Origin of the sequence: Dorea sp. AM10-31 (assembly GCF_003435815.1) — a bacterium.
In the GTDB taxonomy this organism is placed as follows: Bacteria; Bacillota; Clostridia; order Lachnospirales; family Lachnospiraceae; genus Dorea_D; species Dorea_D hominis.
In genome coordinates, this window is the sequence record NZ_QTUV01000011.1 from 1 (window position 1) to 19,954 (window position 19,954).

Genomic DNA, 19,954 nt, shown 5'->3' on the forward strand with positions numbered 1-19,954 from the left:
AGCAAGGTGATAGGTAAAGGATGAAGTATTTCTTGTATGCAGTTTTGAAGGTACATAACCTTTATAATATTCCTCGATAGCTCAGTGGTAGAGCATTCGGCTGTTAACCGAAGGGTCGTTGGTTCGAGCCCAACTCGGGGAGTTTGAAAACCTGTAAGACTATGGCTTACAGGTTTTTCTGTTTCTTCCACAACAGCCAGAGGAAACTGTCTGTGCCGGGTTTTGTAATATTATATAAATAAAAAAGATATCTGATAAAGTAACGAGTAATTACAAATCGGATATCTTTTTTGTGCTGTAATATAGTAGCTAAATATTGCGCGGACCATTTAAAGCAGCGGATTTTCCTGTACCGAAATGGTCTGCTTTTAATATTGCAAAAGCTTTTTCGTAATTGCCTTTGCGCATGTACTGGATCATCTTCTTGAGGTTATCATTTGTCTTCGGGATTGCCATACCATTTTTAATAGAATACTGTCCGATTCGTACAAGTTCTGTCAGATTATTTTCATAGATGCGGTTGATTCGTTCATTTTCAAAAATACTGATGATCTCCCTGTGCATGGCTGCGTCTGCCAGTTCCCAGTTGTAGAGATCTCCGGCAGCCGCACACATACGCACGACTTTTTCCTCAATACGATAGGAATATTCCTCGTATCTGCCGGATGTGAAGATGAGCTCGAAAGCCGCACCTTCAAATAATTCACGGATTTGATAAATTTCCGTGATATCCTCATCTGTAATTTCTTTTACCATCATAGATTTGTAATAGTCGGAAACAATCAGACCTTCATTCTGTAGCATCTGGATAGCGGATCGCACAGGACTGCGGCTCATACCAAGTTCTTTTGTAAGTTTTGCTTCCGTCAGAGTCATTCCCGGCGGATAAGTCAGATTCATAATATTTTCTTTAATAATTGTATAGGCACGATTTGCCAGTGATATATTTTTCTCAGCCATTATACACCTCTTCGTTGTTGTAAGAGTCGTTAATAAATTATATATAATTATAATTGTATACAAATTATAACGATTTTTAGCGCAAAATTCAATATTAAAATTAAAAAATAGTGTTGACTTTTATAGAAAGTAGTGTTATAGTCACCATAGAAACAAGTTGTATACAAATTTGCGAAATGTATACCATTTTTTTCTTTGAAACCATTTCACATTTAAGGAAAGCAGACAGCGATAGCTTCTGCAAGTACAGGATTATATTGTGGATCATAGAGAAGATATGAGGAATTATATCATTTGAAAAAGTGAAGGATACGAGGAAGCATATAATTTAAGAAGAGAAGTGAGAGATATAAGAAGGGAAATGGAACATAACCGCAGGAAAAAGGAAGGTATTTATAATGAAATTAGGATTTATCGGAACAGGCAATATGGCTTCAGCAATCATGGGTGGAGTAATTAAAAAAAATATTTTCCCGGCAGAGGAGATTATCGGAGCAGATTTATTTGCACCGGGACGAGAGAGAGTAAAAGAGCAGTTTGGAATTAACGTTACAGATAGTAATAAAGAAGTTATTGAAAAAGCAGAAGTTGTAATCTTATCTGTAAAACCACAGTTTTATGCAGATGTAATCGCTGAGATCAAAGATATTGTAAAACCGGAGCAGTTAATCATTACAATCGCACCAGGTAAGACATTAACATGGCTTGCTGATCAGTTTGGAAAAGCTGTGAAGATCACACGTACAATGCCGAATACACCGGCTATGGTTGGAGAAGGTATGACAGCAGCATGCCCGAACGAGCATATGACGGAAGAAGAGATTGCATATGTGAAGACAATTCTGGAAAGCTTCAGCAGAGTAGAAGTTGTACCGGAGAAATTGATGGATGCAGTAACAGCAGTCAGCGGAAGCTCACCGGCATATGTATATATGATGATTGAAGCTATGGCAGATGCAGCAGTTTCTGGTGGAATGCCAAGACCGCAGGCATACAAATTTGCAGCACAGGCTGTTCTCGGAAGTGCGAAGATGGTACTTGAGACAGGTAAACATCCAGGAGAATTAAAAGATATGGTATGCTCACCGGCAGGAACAACAATTGAGGCCGTACGTACTCTGGAAGAACTTGGTTTCAGAAGCTCTATTATCGAAGCAATGAAAGTTTGCGAAGAAGTATCTAAGAGCATGTAATGATGCCAGGGGCTATAAACTAAAAACATGATGCACTTGCAGATGAGTGGCTTAGGTCAACTTTTGAATCTAACATCATGTAATATAGAACCTTCTTAAGTTGAGGATTAAAAAGAATATCGGGGAAAAAGCAACTGTTTTGCGAAGTATAATCGTGAGGCAGTTGCTTTTTTGTGTATGAAATATACTAATCGAGTAGGGAATGCCTGCTCGATTTAAGGCTACGAGGAAAATGCATGAACTTGTGCGGATGAATTTGTGTAAGCGAGTTGTATATAATGATTGGAAATTTCCATAATAATTTTCGCAAAATATATTGACAGAACTGTAAGCAGGAGTATAATAAAAACAAACATATGAATAACTGTTCATATGATAAAACGAAAATAAGGGATATTTAAAGGAGAACAAAATTATGAAAAAAACTTACAAAATCGATGTTGACTGTGCAAACTGTGCAAACAAAATGGAAGATGCAGCAAAGAAAACAGCAGGAGTGAAAGATGCAACTGTCAACTTTATGGCATTAAAGATGATCGTTGAATTTGAAGAAGGTCAGGATCCGAAAGCTGTTATGCCAGAAGTTCTGAAAAACTGTAAGAAAGTAGAAGATGACTGCGAGATATTTTTATAAGATTTCGGTGGGAAGATTATAAAATAAGATTTGCAAGTATTATTGGGAGGTCCGGTAATGAATAAGAAGCAGAAAAAAGTATTTATCAGAATTATTATTGCATTTGCATTAATCATTATGCTGAAATGGATTCCGGTAGAAGGATATGTAAGATTTGCACTGTATATGGTTCCGTATCTTGTCATTGGCTATGATATTTTGAGAAAAGCCGGGAAGGGAATCTTGAACAGACAGGTCTTTGATGAAAATTTCCTGATGGCAGTAGCGACAGTTGGTGCCATTGCACTGGGAGATTATACTGAAGGTGTATCCGTTATGCTTTTCTATCAGATCGGTGAGTTGTTCCAGAGCTATGCAGTTGGTAAGAGCCGCCGTAATATCAGTGAACTGATGGATATTCGCCCGGACTATGCAAATATCGAAAAAGATGGACAGTTAGAACAGGTAGATCCGGATGAAGTTGAAGTAGGAACGACAATCGTGGTACAGTCCGGAGAAAAGGTACCAATCGATGGTGTGATCCTGGAAGGAAGTTCCACTCTTAATACAAGTGCACTGACAGGAGAAAGCCTTCCGCGCGAAGTGAAGGCGGGAGATGAGATCATCAGCGGATGTATTAACATGACAGGTGTACTTAAAATATGTACAACGAAAGAATTTGGAGAATCTACAGTATCAAAGATCCTGGAACTGGTGGAAAATTCAAGCTCCAGAAAATCAAGATCCGAGAACTTTATTTCAAAATTTGCTAAATATTATACACCTGCAGTTTGCTACGGTGCGCTGGCACTTGCAGTTCTGCCACCTCTGGTAAGAATGACTGCTCTGGGACTTGCACCAGAATGGGGAGACTGGATTTATCGTGCACTTACATTCCTTGTAATCAGTTGTCCGTGCGCATTGGTAATCAGTATTCCGCTTAGTTTCTTTGCCGGTATTGGCGGAGCAAGTAATCAGGGGATTCTGGTAAAGGGTTCTAACTATCTGGAGACACTCGCTTCTACAAAATATGTAGTATTTGATAAAACAGGTACAATGACGCAGGGAGTGTTTGAAGTCAGTGGTGTACATCATAATGAGATGGATGCAGAGAAGCTCCTGGAATATGCAGCGCTGGCAGAGTGCTCATCCTCACATCCGATCAGTAAGAGCTTACAGAAGGCTTATGGAAAGTCGATTGACCGTAACCGTGTGACAGATATTGAAGAGATTGGTGGAAATGGAGTAACTGCCAAAGTAGATGGAATCTTGGTTGCAGCAGGAAATGTGAAACTTATGAAGAAACTTGGAATCTCCTATATGGATTGCCACAGTGTGGGAACGATTGTCCATATGGCAGTTGACGGTAAATATGCAGGTCATATTCTTATTTCTGACTTGATCAAACCACATGCAGCACAGGCAATAGCAGAGTTAAAGCGTGCAGGTGTTAAGAAAACGGTTATGCTGACCGGAGATGCTAAAAACGTAGCAGAGCAGGTGGCAGAAGAACTTGGGATCCAGGAAGTACACAGCGAATTACTGCCAGCCGACAAAGTAGCAAAAGTTGAAGAACTGTTGAAACAGAAGACAGAAAAAGAAAAGCTTGCATTTGTCGGCGACGGAATCAATGATGCACCGGTACTTTCCAGAGCAGATATCGGTATTGCAATGGGTGCGCTTGGTTCAGATGCAGCAATTGAAGCGGCAGATATTGTGCTGATGGATGATGATCCGCTGAAAATTTCAAAGGCGATCAAAATTGCAAGAAAATGTATTCGAATTGTTTATCAGAATATTTATTTCGCACTTGGAATCAAGGGAATTTGTCTGCTTCTCGGAGCAATCGGTGTTGCAAATATGTGGATGGCTATTTTCGCAGACGTAGGAGTTATGGTGATTGCCGTATTAAATGCGATCCGCGCATTGTTTGTGAAAAATATATAATACTCGCTTCAAATATAAGTATAAAATCGTATAATAAAAAAGAAGTGATAACACAAATGTTCTTGTGTTATCGCTTTTTTTATATTAAAAATGCCATAGTACCAAGAAAAAACTGCGGCGGCAGATTTCTGATTTTGATGTAACATCCGGAAAATGTTGAAAATTCTTTGGCTTTTGCATGACTAAGTTATAATGACATTGATAGATGACACGGCTATTGAGAAAATATAATCAATAAAAATATTGACAGAAAAGATAAATTAGCATAAACTAACTAAAGTAAAATGAAAACGTTTATCATTAATATGTAGAAGGAAGGGGTAAGATGATGCCGTTAGCAATGGTAAAACCAGGTGAAGAATGTACAATTAAAAAAATTGGTGGAAAAGAAGAGACACGCCGGTTTTTGGAAAACCTTGGATTTGTAGTCGGAGGTATTGTAACGGTCGTGTCGGAAGTCGGAGGTAATCTGATCATTAATGTGAAAGATTCCAGAGTTGCCCTCGGTAAAGATATGGCAAATAAAATCATGGTATAATGCATGAAGCTCGTTCCGAAGGAACATAAAAAGATAACAATAAAGGTATGAAAGAAGGGATTAAGGGAATGAAAACTCTGAAAGATGTAGCCGTTGGGAAGACTGTCAAAGTTGCAAAGCTTACTGGTACTGGTCCGGTAAAAAGAAGAATCATGGACATGGGTATTACAAAAGGTGTTGAGATCTTTGTAAGAAAAGTTGCACCGCTTGGTGATCCGGTCGAGGTAACTGTAAGAGGATATGAACTGTCCTTAAGGAAAGTAGATGCCGAAATGATTGAGGTAGAATAAATTTTTAACCAGTAGTTAGCAGATGCTAACAAGACAGGCGAAACAAGCAGAAAGCAATAATTAATGAAGGAGAAAAATATGTCAGTAAAAATTGCGCTTGCAGGTAATCCGAATAGCGGTAAGACAACATTATTTAACGCACTGACTGGTTCCAATCAGTTTGTTGGTAACTGGCCGGGAGTTACAGTAGAGAAAAAGGAAGGTAAGTTAAAAGGACATAAAGATGTTGTAATCATGGACTTGCCGGGTATTTATTCATTATCTCCATATACACTGGAGGAAGTCGTAGCAAGGAACTATCTGATCGGTGAGAGACCGGATGCGATCATCAATATTGTAGATGGTACAAATATTGAGAGAAACTTATATCTGTCTACACAGATCATGGAACTGGGAATCCCGGTTGTTATGGCAATCAACATGATGGACATTCTTGCTAAGACAGGAGATAAAATCCATCTTGACAAATTAAAAGAAAAACTTGGATGCGATGTAGTTGAGATTTCTGCATTAAAGGGAACAGGAATCAAAGCAGCAGCAGAGCAAGCTGTTAAACTTGCTAACCAGAAGAGTGCAGGGGCACCGGTTCACGAATTTTCAACAAAAGCTGAGAGTGTGATCGAGCAGGTTGAAGGAAAGCTTTCAGGAATCGTATCTGATGATCAGAAGAGATTCTTTGCAATCAAACTTCTGGAGAAGGATGACAAGATTCAGACACAGATGAAACAGACAGTTGATGTTTCTTCTGAAATTAAAGAACTGGAAGATGCATTTGATGACGATACAGAAAGTATCATCACAAATGAGAGATATGTATACATTTCTTCTATTATCGGAGAGTGTGTTACAAAAGCGAAAAAAGGTGAGAAGCTTACAACATCTGATAAAATTGACCGTATCGTTACAAACAGATGGCTTGCGCTTCCAATCTTCGCAGTCATCATGTATGCAGTATATTATGTATCTATTTCAACACTTGGTGGAATTTTAACAGACTGGACAAATGATAAACTGTTTGCTGAGTGGATCGTTCCGGCAGCACAGAGCTTCTTTGAAGGAATTGGCTGCGCAGACTGGTTAACGGGTCTTATCGTTGACGGTATCATTTCCGGTGTCGGTGCCGTACTTGGTTTCGTACCGCAGATGTTAGTTCTGTTTTTCTTCCTTGCAATCTTAGAGTCTTGTGGATACATGGCACGTGTTGCATTTATCATGGACAGAATCTTCCGTAAATTCGGTCTTTCCGGAAAATCTTTCATCCCGATGCTGATCGGTACAGGATGTGGAGTCCCTGGAGTAATGGCTTCTCGTACAATTGAGAACGACAGAGACCGTAAGATGACAATTATGACAACAACATTTATCCCATGTGGAGCTAAACTTCCGATCATTGCCCTGATCGCAGGTGCGCTGTTCAGAAATGCTTCATGGGTTGCACCAAGTGCATATTTTGTAGGAATCGCGGCAATTATCTGTTCAGGTATCATGCTGAAGAAGACAAAAATGTTTGCCGGTGAGCCGGCACCGTTCGTAATGGAGCTGCCTGCTTATCATATGCCTACAGCAGGAAATGTATTAAGAAGTATGTGGGAGCGTGGATGGTCTTTCATCAAAAAAGCTGGTACGATTATCACACTTTCAACTATCGTTGTTTGGTTCTTATTGAACTTCGGATGGACAAACGGACACTTTGGAATGTTGAACTTTGACGGACTTGAGGGAGCAGCACTGGAAGCAGCTCAGGCTCAGTGTGTTCTTGCTAAGATCGGAAACTTGATCGCATGGATCTTCGCACCACTTGGATGGGGTAACTGGAAAATGGCAGTCGCAGCTATCACAGGTCTTGTAGCAAAAGAGAACGTAGTAGGTACATTCGGACAGTTATTCGGATTTGCAGAAGTTGCAGAAGACGGAAAAGAAATCTGGGGATCACTTGCAAACAGCATGACTCAGATTGCAGCTTATTCCTTCCTCGTATTCAACCTTCTATGTGCACCTTGCTTCGCAGCAATGGGAGCTATTAAGAGAGAGATGAACAACATTAAATGGTTCTGGTTCGCAATCGGATACCAGTGCATCCTCGCTTATCTTGTATCTCTGTGTATTTATCAGTTCGGTACCCTGGCAACAGGCGGTGGATTCGGAATCGGTGTAGTAGTAGCAATCCTGATTGTGATCGGATTCTTATACATGCTCTTCCGTCCATACAAAGAGAGCCAGACTTTAAATGTTAATATCAAGACTACAGCAAAAGCAAAATAAGCCATAGGTATACATACGTCTAAAAAAAGCAGTTGATTCTAAGTGAGTCAACTGCTTTTTATTAGTGCGACGGAGAAATGCGTCATGCTTGCATGGCAACATTTGACGAACGCTAATTTAATGAAAAAACTCGTAAAGCGTATTTTGTTCATTGTGATGTACATTATTTTAACGCTCTGCAATGTATTTTTTAATCGCTTCAAAACTTTGTCCGCTTATTACATGTTCAATACGGCAGGCATCTTCAACAGCAATGTCGGCATCGACACCGATGGATGTTAGCCAGCCGGTAAGGAAAGTATGACGTTCATAAATCTTGTTTGCAATCTCCAGACCACTTCCTGTCAGATGGATATGTCCGTTCTCGTCTACTTTAATGTAATTGTCAGCACGCAGATTCTTCATAGCGACGCTGACGCTTGGCTTTGAGTAGGATAACTCCTGGGCAATGTCGATCGAGCGTACATTACCAAGACGGTTTTGAAGAACGAGGATCGTTTCCAGATAGTCTTCGGCAGATTCCCTTATAACCAATACAGATCACCTCTTTTCATATGAAATCTTTTGTTTCCAACATTTAAATTCATTATAGCACAGAAATAAAGTGTCAGCAACGAAACAATAATTATCAGAAAATGATAAAAAATATTTAATAATGGTATTGACAGACAATGATGGTTAGCATATACTAACTATTATAAAAATGAAAATACTTATCATTTAGGAGGCGATCATATGGCAACTTTTATTGTCGGAGCAGTAGTACTTGCAGTTGTTGGACTGATTATCAGAAGTATGGTTAAAGATAAAAAGAACGGAAAATCATTACAGTGTGGATGTGATTGTAAACATTGTAATGGACATTGTCACTAATCGGGGAGGAAGGTACCTATGGCATACGAAAATTCCAATCAGAATTATCAGAGAACGAAGATGCAGAAAGATATGATCATCAAGCGGCTGAGAGAGGAAGGGTGCAGAATCACCAAACAGAGACGGATGCTTCTGGATGTGATTCTGGAAGAAGAGTGTTCCTGCTGCAAAGAGATTTATTATCGGGCATCCAAGGTAGACCCGGGTATTGGAACGGCTACGGTTTATCGTATGGTAAATAAGCTGGAAGAGATTGGAGCTATCAGCAGGAAGAACATGTATAAGATCTCATGCAGTGCAGAGTGTGACCGTGAAGATGCATGTACGGTGGAATTTGATGATAATACAGTAAAGCATTTTTCAGCAAAGACATGGAATCGCGTGATTCTGGCAGGCTTGAAAGCATATGGCTATGTGAATGATCAGAAAATCCGCAGTGTAGAGATGCAGTCTTGCATGTAAGAGTCATAGCAGATTCAGAAGAGACAGTAATATAGAAAAAAAACAATGGGAAGGAATTGCAATGGCAACAATCGTAATTTGTCTGATTCTGGTTGTAATTTGTATAGTCGGAATCAGAAGTATGATAAATCGAACAGCACACGGCTGTTGCGGCGGTGGCGGAGATAATGTGAAGAAGGTTAAGGTTGAAGATAAGAATGTGTCACATTATCCGTACACATGCACAGTCGGAGTCAGTGGAATGACCTGTTCCAATTGCAAAAAGAGAGTTGAGAATGCATTTAACGAAAAAGAAGGTGTTTATGCAGTCGTAAATCTTGCGAAAGCGCAGGCAGTTATACATATGAAGGAAAAAATGCCGGAAGATGAGATTATGAGCACGATTTGGCAGAGCGGTTATGAACCGGACGGATTAAAATTTTCCTAAAAGAAAATGACATTTCTATCTTGACGCTTTATAATAAAACCAGAGGAAAGAGCGGATAAAGTGATCTGCAGACGGATAAGGAGGAAATGTCATGGGGAAGATGATAAGACTGTATACCAGACAGAACGATAAAACACTCAGGCAACTTGAGCGGGATGGAAGAATTATCAACCACCGCGCATATGTAGAGATGCATTTTGGAGATATTGCTCCACTCTTTATGGAAAGTTATGACTGGTTTACAAAAGAAGCAGCGAAGATGCTTCCAAAGCCGGAAGATGTGCATGCACCGATCTGGTGTTCCATCAGCAAAGATAACTGTTTAAAACCGATTCCGGGAACCGTCGTGTATGTACTGGAAGTACCGGAAGATAAGGTTATTTATTTTGACGATGTGAAATGGGATTATGTACTGAATCGGATATACCTGCCGAATAATGATGAAGATGCGGCGGCCTATAAGAAGCATCTGAAAGAGATCGGAGTAAGCAACAGTTTTGAATTCTTTGAAGGACGTTATAAAGGAATGTATCCGGAAGAAGTTGCAAAGATTCGGGAGAGCTGGAAGAGAGCATTCCGGATTGATAAATGGACGATCTTCAATGTCTGTGGCAATATCTGGGAAATCAGAAAAGAGTGGGTGCGTAAAATCGTTCATCCGGGAGAGGAGATTCCGGCTGATACAGATCTGATTGAAGGATAAAGGTATAAAGACAATATACGTCATCACCATAAAAAGAAGACTTCTGAAGTACAGAGGTCTTCTTTTTATATGAGTGCGCCAGGCGGCGTACGTCGCTAATGAAGGAAAGTCTTTAATCTGCTCTGTTAGTGGAAAGGGTACAGCTAAACAACTGCAGCGTTCCAGGTTCCAGTGCCGGATTGGAAACTTCCAGATAATGCACAGGAAGAAAACGGAACGGGAAAGCTAACTGTTGTATGGAAAGTTTAAGTACTGCAGGAAGATTGGAAACCAGGCCGGTCAGTCTGCTGAATGGCAATGCAGAAAACAGCAGTGCCAGAGCCGTACAGAAGAAGAGCAGAATGAGAGATTCTGTCAGAGTATCCACATGATCCAGCAGTGTTGTACATTCTTTCAGATAAGAATAGGTCAGTCCGTGAAACAGATAAATTGCCATTGTCCGGCTTCCAATATAGGAAAGCAGATTCTGGCGGTCTGTGATAAGACTAAAAATAGCAAATGTAAGAATGAAGCTTACTGCATAACAGAATAACCGGCAAAAGATTCCTTCGGCGTTTGTCTGTCCTAAGAAATCATAATTGTATCTGCCATAAAAAATTTTCGGCGAATATTCTGTGTGTGTTTCATCTAAAATCAAATAAAGAATAAATGTTGCAATAACACATGCGGAAAAGAGCTGGCATTTTCTTGTGCGGAGAGTATTTAGAGTATCTCTGGAAAATATAGTTCCGGCGAGGAAAAATGGATAAAATACAAGAATCCTCGGCAGGCTTAAAAAATTGTCAGCCATATCACTGCATCCGATCAAGAGCCCAAGTCCGACAGAAAGCAACATATAGTATGGAAGCTTTTTGAAATACGGTGTGACAGCTCTCCATGCAAATAAAGCCAAAATATACCAAAGGGAGAACTTCGGATATAACAGATATAAGCTGGTTTCTTTATGAAGTACATAAATATAGAAGAAATAATATATAAATTCATAAATCAAATACGGAATAACCAGTTTTTGAAATAATTTTGCAAAAGTCAGTTCACGTTTGGAAAAATAGCCGGATATGAAAATGAATGCCGGCATATGAAAGGACACAATCAGCCATTTTAAAGTATATAAAAAATCATTATTGCGATAGGATGGCTCGGTAAAATGTCCGATGATGACCAGAATGATCAATAATACTTTGTAGTTATCGAATAAATAATCTCTTTGTCTGTTCTTTGATTCCATAATATCTGCTCCTGGATTAGCGAATAGATTTTAAAAACGCATTTATTTTACTCTTTTTTATTTCTGCGGACAAGATAAAAATTGCATAAAAATGTAATAAAATTGTAATATAATCTTAACAAAATTAATGTTTTTCAGAGCAAACAAAAGAAAGAGTTAGGTTGTTGACACTTGTATCAATTCCAGATTTCTTATATAATGAATGCACAGCTTAAAACCAATCAGAAGAAGGAGACGTATTCTTATGGAAATGTTAGCAATTGAAAAAGAACTGAAAGAAAATTCCTATCCAGGAAGAGGTATCGTTATAGGCAGAAGTGCAGACGGAAGTAAAGCTGTAACTGCCTATTTTATTATGGGAAGAAGTGAGAACAGCCGGAACCGTGTGTTTGTAGAAGACGGACAGGGAATCCGTACGCAGGCATTTGATCCGGCGAAACTGACAGATCCGAGCCTGATCATCTATGCACCGGTTCGTGTACTGGGGAATAAGACGATCGTTACAAACGGAGATCAGACCGATACGATCTATGAAGGTATGGATAAGCAGATGACATTCGAACAGTCATTGAGAAGCCGTGAATTTGAACCGGACGGACCGAACTATACACCACGTATTTCCGGTATTATGCATATTGAGAAAGGAAAATACAACTATGCCATGTCTATTCTTAAGAGTAATAATGGTGATCCTTCCGGATGTAACCGCTATACATTTGCATATGAGAATCCGGCAGCAGGAGAAGGACATTTCATTCATACATACCAGCATGATGCCAATCCACTGCCAAGCTTTGAGGGAGAGCCGAAGCTTGTTCAGATCCCGGATGGAATCGATGCATTTACAGAGCTTCTGTGGAGCAGCCTGAATGAAGACAATAAAGTATCTTTATTTGTACGTTATATTGATATCGAAACAGGAGAGTATGAGACAAGAATTGTCAACAAGAACCAGTAAGAACAGAATATAGAGAATATAGAGAATATAGAAATCACATATGAAAAGTCAGGAGTGTAAACATGAAAGAATTAGAATTAAAGTATGGTTGTAACCCGAATCAGAAACCATCTAAGATCTATATGAAGAATGGAAAAGATCTGCCGATCCAAGTGTTAAACGGACGTCCGGGATATATTAATTTCCTGGATGCGTTTAATGGATGGCAGCTTGTAAGTGAGCTTAAGAAAGCAACCGGACTTCCGGCAGCAACTTCTTTTAAACATGTATCACCGGCAGGCGCTGCCGTAGGTCTTCCGCTGAGCGATACACTGGCTAAGATTTACTGGGTAGATGATCTTGGAGAGTTGTCTCCGCTAGCAAGTGCTTATGCAAGAGCAAGAGGAGCAGACCGTATGTCTTCCTTCGGTGATTTTATTTCGCTGTCTGATGTGTGCGATGTAGATACTGCAAAGCTGATCAAGAGAGAAGTGTCAGACGGTGTGATCGCACCGGGTTATGAGCCGGAAGCACTGGAGATTTTAAAAGCAAAGAAAAAAGGCAATTACAATGTTATCCAGATCGATCCGGATTATGTACCGGATCCGATGGAGCACAAAGAAGTATTTGGAATTACTTTTGAGCAGGGACGAAATGAATTAAAGATTGATGATGATTTCTTTGCTAAGATTGTGACTGAGAATAAAGAACTGACAGAGCAGGCAAAGATCGATCTTGCGATCTCTATGATCACTCTGAAATATACACAGTCAAATTCCGTATGCTTTGTCAAAGACGGACAGGCAATTGGTATCGGAGCAGGACAGCAGTCACGTATCCACTGTACACGTCTGGCAGGTCAGAAAGCAGATAACTGGTGGTTAAGACAGTCTCCGCAGGTAATGAATCTTCCGTTTGTAGATGGAATCCGCCGTGCAGACAGAGATAATGCGATCGATCTTTACATTGGTGAAGATTATATGGATGTACTTGCTGACGGGGCATGGGAGAATATTTTCAAAGAAAAACCGGAAGTATTTACAAGAGAAGCGAAGAGAGAATGGCTGGATAAGCTGACAGATGTATCACTTGGTTCGGATGCCTTCTTCCCATTTGGGGATAATATTGAACGTGCCCACAAGAGCGGTGTAAAATACATTGCACAGCCGGGTGGTTCTGTACGTGATGACAATGTGATCGATACATGTAACAAGTATGATATGGTAATGTCGTTTACAGGTATTCGTCTGTTCCATCACTAGATCCATTACCAGAACAGCCGGGGAGCTCTCACCGGTTTGTTCTGTGCCACAGGAGTGTTGCACGAATATAAAACCAGGAAGGTGAAAATGATTGAATAATCAATATGATGTAATTATTATAGGAGCAGGTCCGTCAGGAATTTTCTGCGCCTATGAACTGACGCGGCAGAAACCGGATCTGAAAGTCCTTATGCTGGAAAAAGGAAGATCTATAGAAAAGCGACAGTGTCCGAAGCGTAAGACGAAAGTCTGCGTGGGATGTCAGCCGTGTTCCATCACAACCGGATTTGCAGGAGCAGGAGCATTTTCCGATGGAAAATTATCGCTGTCACCGGATGTCGGCGGTACACTGCCGGAGATTTTAGGATATGAGAAAGCAGAAGAACTGATTCATGAGGCAGATGATATTTATCTGAAATTCGGAGCAGATAAGAAGGTATACGGCATTGAAGACTATGAGGCAATCGAAGCAATTCGTACTAAAGCAATCCGTGCGAATCTGAAGCTGATCGAATGTCCGATCCGTCATCTGGGAACGGAAGAAGGTTATAAGATTTATACAAGACTGCAGGAACATCTGATAAAGAGCGGTGTTGAGATAAAATTTATGACAATGGTGAAGAACATTCTGGTAGAAGATGGTGTTGCAAAAGGTGTGCTCACGGAGCAGGGCGAGGTGTTCTATGCACCGGAAATTGTAGCCGGAATCGGTCGTGAAGGTTCTGAGTGGTTTTCACATATCTGTAAGGAACATGGCATCGATACCAAGAATGGTACAGTAGATGTCGGTGTTCGTGTGGAAGTGCGTGATGAGATCATGAAGGAACTTAATGAGAAACTGTATGAAGCAAAGCTTGTATACTATACACCAACCTTTGATGATAAAGTGCGTGTATTCTGTACGAATCCGTCAGGAGAAGTTGCGACAGAATATTATGATGACGGGCTTGCCGTTGTAAACGGACATGCTTATAAATCAAAAGATATGAAGACAAAGAATACGAACTTTGCACTTCTTGTATCCAAGAATTTTACAGAGCCGTTTAAATCACCAATCGAATATGGTAAACATATCGCACAGCTTGGCAATATGTTAAGTGACGGTAAGATCCTGTTACAGAGATACGGAGATTTCCGCAGGGGAAGAAGAACAACAGAAGAGCGTCTTCACCGTAACAATATTACGCCGACACTGAAAGATGCAGTGCCGGGAGACCTGTCACTGGTATTTCCACACAGAATCATGGTTGCGATTGACGAGATGATCCAGGCACTTGATAAAGTAACACCGGGTATTGCGTCGGATGAGACATTGCTGTATGGCGTGGAAGTGAAGTTCTATTCCAATAAAGTTGTAGTTGGACAGGATTTTGAGACCAGCATCAAAGGATTACGTGCGATGGGAGACGGTGCTTCCATTACAAGAGGACTGCAGCAGGCATCTGCGAATGGTCTGTGGGTAGCGCGCTGTATCCTTAATCAGTAGTCAGAGAAAGAAGAATCTGTACGATTTCATCGACAGGTTCTTTCTTTTTTCCTTTTTCCCATTCGATGAATGTATTTAAAAGTGCACCTGCGTAAAAATACAGTTCATAGATAGAACCGGAGTAATAAGGAGCGACATAAATACGCATATAGTCATTGATGGCATTAATCATAAGGGAGTACAAACCGGCTTTTTCCAATGTCAGAAACAGAGAGGTGTACTGATCAAAATAATGCAGTGCCTGACGGATCGATGTCTCACGGCGAAGCATGACAAGGGTAATATCTTTCGGGCAGACTTCCTGATAACCGTCAATGACTTCCTGCAGATAGTTGCCGAGAGCTTCGGTTTTATCTTTGAAATAGTGGTAAAAAGTCATGCGGGATACGCCGGCAGTTTTTACAATGTCGGAGATGGTAATGGAATCAAAGTCTTTTTTGTAAACAAGAGCAATGATCGCTTCTCCGATACACTGTCGGGTAAAACGTGTCCGCTTTGTATATTTTCTGGAAAATAATTTTCGTGTCATGAGAAGGCTCCTTTCTTACACTTTCACGTCTTTTGTAAATTGTATCACAGATATGTATGAGATACAATTAAATGTAGTAATAAAAACTACGTGATAAAGATGAAGGGAAATTATTTAGGATGAGCAAGATTGTGATTTTGGCCGAGACGGGTTCGGATATAACAGAAGAAGTGGCGAAAGAATATGGGATAAAATTAGTGCCGATGCACGTCTCTTTTGGAAAAGATACGAAGGATGACGGAACATTTCCGGCAGAAGAAATCTATGCGTATTATGAGAAGACCGGTGAGTTGCCGCGGACAAGTGGAAGCGTACCGGAAGATTTCCGGCGTGTAATCGCAGAAATCAGAGAGGAAGATCCGGAGTGTGAGCTTTTATATCTGGCATATTCAGCAGTGACAACCTGTTCTTACCAGAGCGCCCAGATTGCAATTGATACAGATGATATTGAAAGAATTGCCTGTGTGGATACAAAACATGTGGCAGCAGGTCAGTATATGGTGGTGGTTGAAACCGCAAAAGCAATTAAGGCGCATCCGGAGTGGACACTTTCTGAGGCGAAAGAAGCGGCGGAGAAGATTTCAGCAAGTGTACATATGTGTTTTATACCTGATACATTGAAATTCTTAAGAGCAGGCGGAAGAGTCAGCAATGGTGCGGCAATTGCAGGAGAGTTGTTAAAACTGCATCCACAGATTGAGATTCTGGATGGATATTTGCAGGCAACGAAGAAGCATCGTGGCAAAATGAAGAAGATTGCAGTAAAAGTAATCCCGGAATATATCAAAGAACAGAAACTGGATCTTAGTGAATTGTATCTGATCTGGTCTCCGGGAATGGATGAACATACAAAAGAAATTGCAGAAAATGCCGCAAAAGAGTGTGGCGTGAAGAAAATCACATGGGTGCGTACCGGGGGTGTGATCACCTGTCACGGAGGTCCGGGAGCATTTGGCGTGGTAGGAATCTGCAGGGAAGGATAATATGACATTACAACATTTAAAATATATTCTTGCAGTGGCAGAGAAAGGCTCGATCAGTGAAGCCGCGCGGGAATTGCATATTTCACAACCCAGCCTTTCCAATGCGATCAAAGAAGTGGAGAATTAACGTGGCTTTCCGGTATTTACAAGAAACTGTCTTGGAATCGCCTCGACGAAAGAAGGGACTGGGAAAGATTTATCTATAACGCTCCTTTTTGTGGTATCGTGGATACAAAAAGGAGCGTTAAAATATGTCGGCGCTTTTAGGAGTGGAGTTTTTTATCGCAACAGTAGGAAATTTTTCACCTCGGGAAGTTACACCGGCTGGATCATGTGCTGACCGGTTAAAGTGTGAACAAGTGACACTGGTTTACAGAAGTAAAACAGAAGTGTTATACTTATCGCGGTATGAGTAATTGAAAATCTAAAGGAGAGGTGAATCAATTGAAAAAGAATAAATATGAGATTGATATGTGCAATGGAACCATTATGGACAAATTGATTTCTTTTTCTGTGCCGTTAATTTTGTCCGGAATCTTACAGCTTTTGTTTAATGCGGTAGATATTATTGTGGTTGGAAGATTCAGCGGAAGTCAGGCACTGGCAGCTGTCGGTTCAACAACAGCACTTATCAATATTTTTACGAATTTATTTATCGGAATATCACTTGGGGCAAATGTGCTCGCAGCAAGATTCTATGCAGCACAAAAAGATAAAGAAATGTCGGAAACGGTACATACAGCGATTATGCTGGCGCTTATAAGCGGTGTAGTAATGCTGTTTGTCGGTATCTTTTTTGCCAGAGGTGCGTTGGAACTTATGGGAACACCGGATGATGTTATCGGTCAGTCCACTTTATATATGCGGATTTATTTTGCCGGGATGCCATTTTTTATGCTGTATAACTATGGTGCGGCGATCCTTCGTGCAGTTGGAGATACAAAGCGGCCATTGTTGTTCCTGATCGTATCAGGTGTTGTCAATGCGTGTCTGAATCTTTTTCTCGTTATTGCTTTTCATCTGGGCGTTGCCGGAGTGGCAATCGCAACTGTTACTGCGCAGGGAATTTCCTGTGCGCTTGTGCTTCGCTGTCTGCAACGGTCACAGGCAAGTTATCAGTTACGTTTCAGAGATCTTAAGATCCGTGGCTGCTATGTGCGGCAGATTTTCCAGGTAGGACTGCCGGCGGGAATCCAGAGCACAGTTATTAATTTTTCCAACGCATTATTACAATCTTCGGTAAACTCTTTTGGTTCAATTGCAATGGCAGGGTATACAGCAGCCAACAATTTATTTGGATTCCTGTATGTGTCAACGAACTCGATCACACAGGCATGCATGAGTTTTACAAGCCAGAATTACGGAGTCGGTAAATGGAAGAGAATGGATCGGGTACTGTTTGACTGTATAATCTTATCGGTTGCAGTTATGCTGACTCTTGGCGGTGGAATGTATTTCTTCGGACCGGAGGTACTGAAAATATATACAACGAATCCGCGGGTTATCAGTTGTGGAATGGAAGTTCTGACTTATACGACACTTACTTATTTTCTGTGTGGTATCATGGATCTCCTTCCGGGAGCCCTTCGTGGTATGGGATATTCATCTGTGCCGATGATCCTGTCAATCATAGGAACAGTAGGTACGAGAATTGTATGGATCTTTGGAATCTTCCCGAACCATCGTTCACTGGATATTTTATTTATTTCTTATCCGGTATCATGGATGATAACGATTGTGCTTCAGGTCATCTGTTTTTATTTTGTGCGACGGAAAGTTCATGCACGTCCGGGTGTATCAGAAACGTAAAACTGGTGCATAATATCCTCTGTAAGGAGGAAAAAACATGTACAAATATTTACCGATCACGGATTTGTACGCAAGAGAAATCCTGGACTCCAGAGGTAATCCGACTGTAGAAGTAGAAGTGCTTGCGGCGGATGAATTTTGTGGCAGGGCGTCTGTGCCGTCCGGTGCATCGACCGGGCGTTATGAGGTCGTGGAACTAAGGGATGGCAGGCAAAGGGAGAAGAACCTGGAAAAGAAACCGGGAATAAAACATACAAAAGAACGATACGGCGGTATGGGAGTGGAGCTGGCAGTAGACCATGTAAATTCCAGAATTGCACCGGCGGTGATTGGGATGAATGTTTTTGATCAGGCAGCAGTCGATGAGATGCTGAAAAAACTGGACGGAACGAAAGATAAATCCAATCTGGGAGCCAATGCAATGCTTGGAGTATCCATGGCAGTTGCAAGAGCGGCTGCAAATTCACTTGGCATACCGCTGTATTCATATCTGGGCGGTGTAAATGTGAAGATGCTTCCGGTTCCGATGATGAATATTATGAATGGGGGAAAACATGCCGACAATACGATCGATATCCAGGAATTTATGATCGTACCATCTGGAGCAGAGACATATAAGGAAGGACTAAGGATGTGTGCGGAAGTATATCAGATGCTGAAAAAGATCCTGAAAGAAGAAGGATTAAGCACTGCGGTCGGTGACGAAGGCGGGTTTGCACCGAATCTTCCGGATGCCGGGACCGTGTTGGAATGGATGGAAAAAGCAGTGCGGCGTGCCGGATATGAACCGGGACAGCATATTACGTTTGCACTGGATGTGGCAGCGAGCGAACTGTATGATTCTACTTTTCAGAAGTATGTATTTGAAGGAGAAGGAAAGATGCAGGGGAAACCTTGCGTCCGGTCATCTGAGGAACTCATTGATTATTACGAAGAGCTTCTGGAACGTTTTCCGATTGTATCACTGGAAGATCCGCTGGACGAAGAAGATTGGGATGGCTGGGAACTGATTACGACAAGGCTTGGGCTTCATACACAGCTTGTGGGGGACGACTTGTTTGTGACAAATACGAAGAGGCTGAAAAAAGGAATCAGGAAAAAAGTTGCAAATGCGATTCTGATCAAAGTAAATCAGATCGGGACGCTAACAGAAGCGTTTGATGCGATTGAACTGGCAAAGCGCGCCGGATATCAGATAATCATATCACACCGATCAGGAGAAACTGCGGACACGATGATCGCAGATATTGCGGTTGCATTTCAGGCAGGACAGATTAAAACCGGAGCACCGTGCAGAATGGAGCGGGTAGAAAAATATAACCAGTTACTGCGGATTGAGGAACGGCTGGGAGAGATTGCACAGTATCCTACAAAAACGCGGAATTAATCACAGGGAAACCGGAAAATAAAGCTTGCGAATCTACCGCCTCTATGATAAAATATACATGGTTT

General features: G+C 41.0%; 22 protein-coding genes and 1 tRNA gene. 19 read left to right on the top strand and 4 right to left on the bottom strand.

Features of this window, described 5'->3' with window-relative positions; genetic code table 11:
- Positions 1-70: 70 nt before the first annotated feature.
- Positions 71-142, top strand: a tRNA-Asn gene (locus DW125_RS12760).
- A 167-nt stretch (positions 143-309) separates the two neighbouring features.
- Here DW125_RS12760 and DW125_RS12765 read toward each other — a convergent pair.
- Positions 310-960, bottom strand: a complete 651-nt coding sequence (locus DW125_RS12765; RefSeq protein ID WP_021861294.1) for a GntR family transcriptional regulator — start codon at positions 958-960, stop codon at positions 310-312.
- Positions 961-1,358: 398 nt separating this feature from the next.
- On the opposite strand from DW125_RS12765, the gene proC reads away from it, so the two are divergent.
- From proC to feoB, 6 genes are all read left to right on the top strand, one after another.
- Positions 1,359-2,153, top strand: coding sequence for a pyrroline-5-carboxylate reductase (gene proC / locus DW125_RS12770; RefSeq protein WP_021861295.1), 795 nt, complete (start codon positions 1,359-1,361; stop codon positions 2,151-2,153).
- 415 nt (positions 2,154-2,568) lie between these two features.
- Complete coding sequence (locus tag DW125_RS12775) at positions 2,569-2,787, top strand: cation transporter (protein ID WP_021861296.1); 219 nt, start codon at positions 2,569-2,571, stop codon at positions 2,785-2,787.
- A 57-nt stretch (positions 2,788-2,844) separates the two neighbouring features.
- On the top strand, positions 2,845-4,713 hold the full coding sequence (locus DW125_RS12780; protein WP_117538385.1) for a heavy metal translocating P-type ATPase: 1,869 nt from the start codon (positions 2,845-2,847) through the stop codon (positions 4,711-4,713).
- Between the two features lie 325 nt (positions 4,714-5,038).
- On the top strand, positions 5,039-5,251 hold the full coding sequence (locus DW125_RS12785; protein WP_021861298.1) for a FeoA family protein: 213 nt from the start codon (positions 5,039-5,041) through the stop codon (positions 5,249-5,251).
- Between the two features lie 68 nt (positions 5,252-5,319).
- Positions 5,320-5,541, top strand: coding sequence for a FeoA family protein (locus tag DW125_RS12790; protein WP_021861299.1), 222 nt, complete (start codon positions 5,320-5,322; stop codon positions 5,539-5,541).
- Between the two features lie 78 nt (positions 5,542-5,619).
- A complete protein-coding gene (gene feoB / locus DW125_RS12795; protein WP_117538386.1) occupies positions 5,620-7,803 on the top strand; it encodes a ferrous iron transport protein B in 2,184 nt (727 codons plus the stop codon).
- Positions 7,804-7,971: 168 nt separating this feature from the next.
- Here feoB and DW125_RS12800 read toward each other — a convergent pair whose 3' ends face one another.
- A complete protein-coding gene (locus DW125_RS12800) occupies positions 7,972-8,337 on the bottom strand; it encodes a metal-dependent transcriptional regulator (RefSeq protein ID WP_021861301.1) in 366 nt (121 codons plus the stop codon).
- A gap of 201 nt (positions 8,338-8,538) precedes the next feature.
- Between DW125_RS12800 and DW125_RS12805 the strand changes: the two genes are divergently transcribed.
- From DW125_RS12805 to DW125_RS12820, 4 genes are all read left to right on the top strand, one after another.
- Positions 8,539-8,676 (top strand): FeoB-associated Cys-rich membrane protein, encoded by a 138-nt coding sequence (locus tag DW125_RS12805; RefSeq protein WP_021861302.1) that lies wholly within the window; start codon positions 8,539-8,541, stop codon positions 8,674-8,676.
- Between the two features lie 18 nt (positions 8,677-8,694).
- Entirely contained in the window at positions 8,695-9,138 is a 444-nt protein-coding gene (locus tag DW125_RS12810) for a transcriptional repressor (RefSeq protein ID WP_242992995.1), read from the top strand.
- 61 nt (positions 9,139-9,199) lie between these two features.
- Positions 9,200-9,565 (top strand): heavy-metal-associated domain-containing protein, encoded by a 366-nt coding sequence (locus DW125_RS12815; protein ID WP_117538387.1) that lies wholly within the window; start codon positions 9,200-9,202, stop codon positions 9,563-9,565.
- A 91-nt stretch (positions 9,566-9,656) separates the two neighbouring features.
- Entirely contained in the window at positions 9,657-10,268 is a 612-nt protein-coding gene (locus tag DW125_RS12820) for a DUF3841 domain-containing protein (protein WP_021861305.1), read from the top strand.
- A gap of 112 nt (positions 10,269-10,380) precedes the next feature.
- Here the strand turns inward: DW125_RS12820 and DW125_RS12825 are convergent, their stop codons facing one another.
- A complete protein-coding gene (locus tag DW125_RS12825; protein WP_117538388.1) occupies positions 10,381-11,496 on the bottom strand; it encodes an acyltransferase family protein in 1,116 nt (371 codons plus the stop codon).
- A gap of 244 nt (positions 11,497-11,740) precedes the next feature.
- Here DW125_RS12825 and DW125_RS12830 point away from each other — a divergent pair, with 244 nt between their 5' ends.
- The 3 genes from DW125_RS12830 to DW125_RS12840 all read left to right on the top strand — a co-directional run bounded on the left by DW125_RS12830 (position 11,741) and on the right by DW125_RS12840 (position 15,181).
- Entirely contained in the window at positions 11,741-12,454 is a 714-nt protein-coding gene (locus DW125_RS12830) for an IMP cyclohydrolase (protein ID WP_117538389.1), read from the top strand.
- Between the two features lie 62 nt (positions 12,455-12,516).
- On the top strand, positions 12,517-13,695 hold the full coding sequence (locus DW125_RS12835; protein ID WP_021861308.1) for a phosphoribosylaminoimidazolecarboxamide formyltransferase: 1,179 nt from the start codon (positions 12,517-12,519) through the stop codon (positions 13,693-13,695).
- Between the two features lie 91 nt (positions 13,696-13,786).
- Positions 13,787-15,181, top strand: coding sequence for an NAD(P)/FAD-dependent oxidoreductase (locus DW125_RS12840; RefSeq protein ID WP_117538390.1), 1,395 nt, complete (start codon positions 13,787-13,789; stop codon positions 15,179-15,181).
- Here DW125_RS12840 and DW125_RS12845 read toward each other — a convergent pair.
- On the bottom strand, positions 15,171-15,710 hold the full coding sequence (locus DW125_RS12845; protein WP_021861310.1) for a TetR/AcrR family transcriptional regulator: 540 nt from the start codon (positions 15,708-15,710) through the stop codon (positions 15,171-15,173). The genes DW125_RS12840 and DW125_RS12845 overlap by 11 nt on opposite strands.
- 119 nt (positions 15,711-15,829) lie before the next feature.
- Here DW125_RS12845 and DW125_RS12850 point away from each other — a divergent pair, with 119 nt between their 5' ends.
- The 5 genes from DW125_RS12850 to eno all read left to right on the top strand — a co-directional run bounded on the left by DW125_RS12850 (position 15,830) and on the right by eno (position 19,889).
- The gene (locus DW125_RS12850; protein WP_021861311.1) at positions 15,830-16,693 is read left to right on the top strand and encodes a DegV family protein; all 864 of its coding nucleotides are present in this window, start codon (positions 15,830-15,832) and stop codon (positions 16,691-16,693) included.
- Position 16,694: 1 nt separating this feature from the next.
- Entirely contained in the window at positions 16,695-16,820 is a 126-nt protein-coding gene (locus DW125_RS12855; RefSeq protein WP_330411918.1) for a LysR family transcriptional regulator, read from the top strand.
- Between the two features lie 124 nt (positions 16,821-16,944).
- Entirely contained in the window at positions 16,945-17,109 is a 165-nt protein-coding gene (locus tag DW125_RS14050; protein ID WP_158549929.1) for a hypothetical protein, read from the top strand.
- 55 nt (positions 17,110-17,164) lie between these two features.
- Positions 17,165-18,502 (top strand): MATE family efflux transporter, encoded by a 1,338-nt coding sequence (locus DW125_RS12860; RefSeq protein WP_117538421.1) that lies wholly within the window; start codon positions 17,165-17,167, stop codon positions 18,500-18,502.
- Positions 18,503-18,539: 37 nt separating this feature from the next.
- Positions 18,540-19,889, top strand: coding sequence for a phosphopyruvate hydratase (gene eno / locus DW125_RS12865; RefSeq protein WP_117538391.1), 1,350 nt, complete (start codon positions 18,540-18,542; stop codon positions 19,887-19,889).
- The last annotated feature ends 65 nt before the right edge of the window (positions 19,890-19,954 follow it).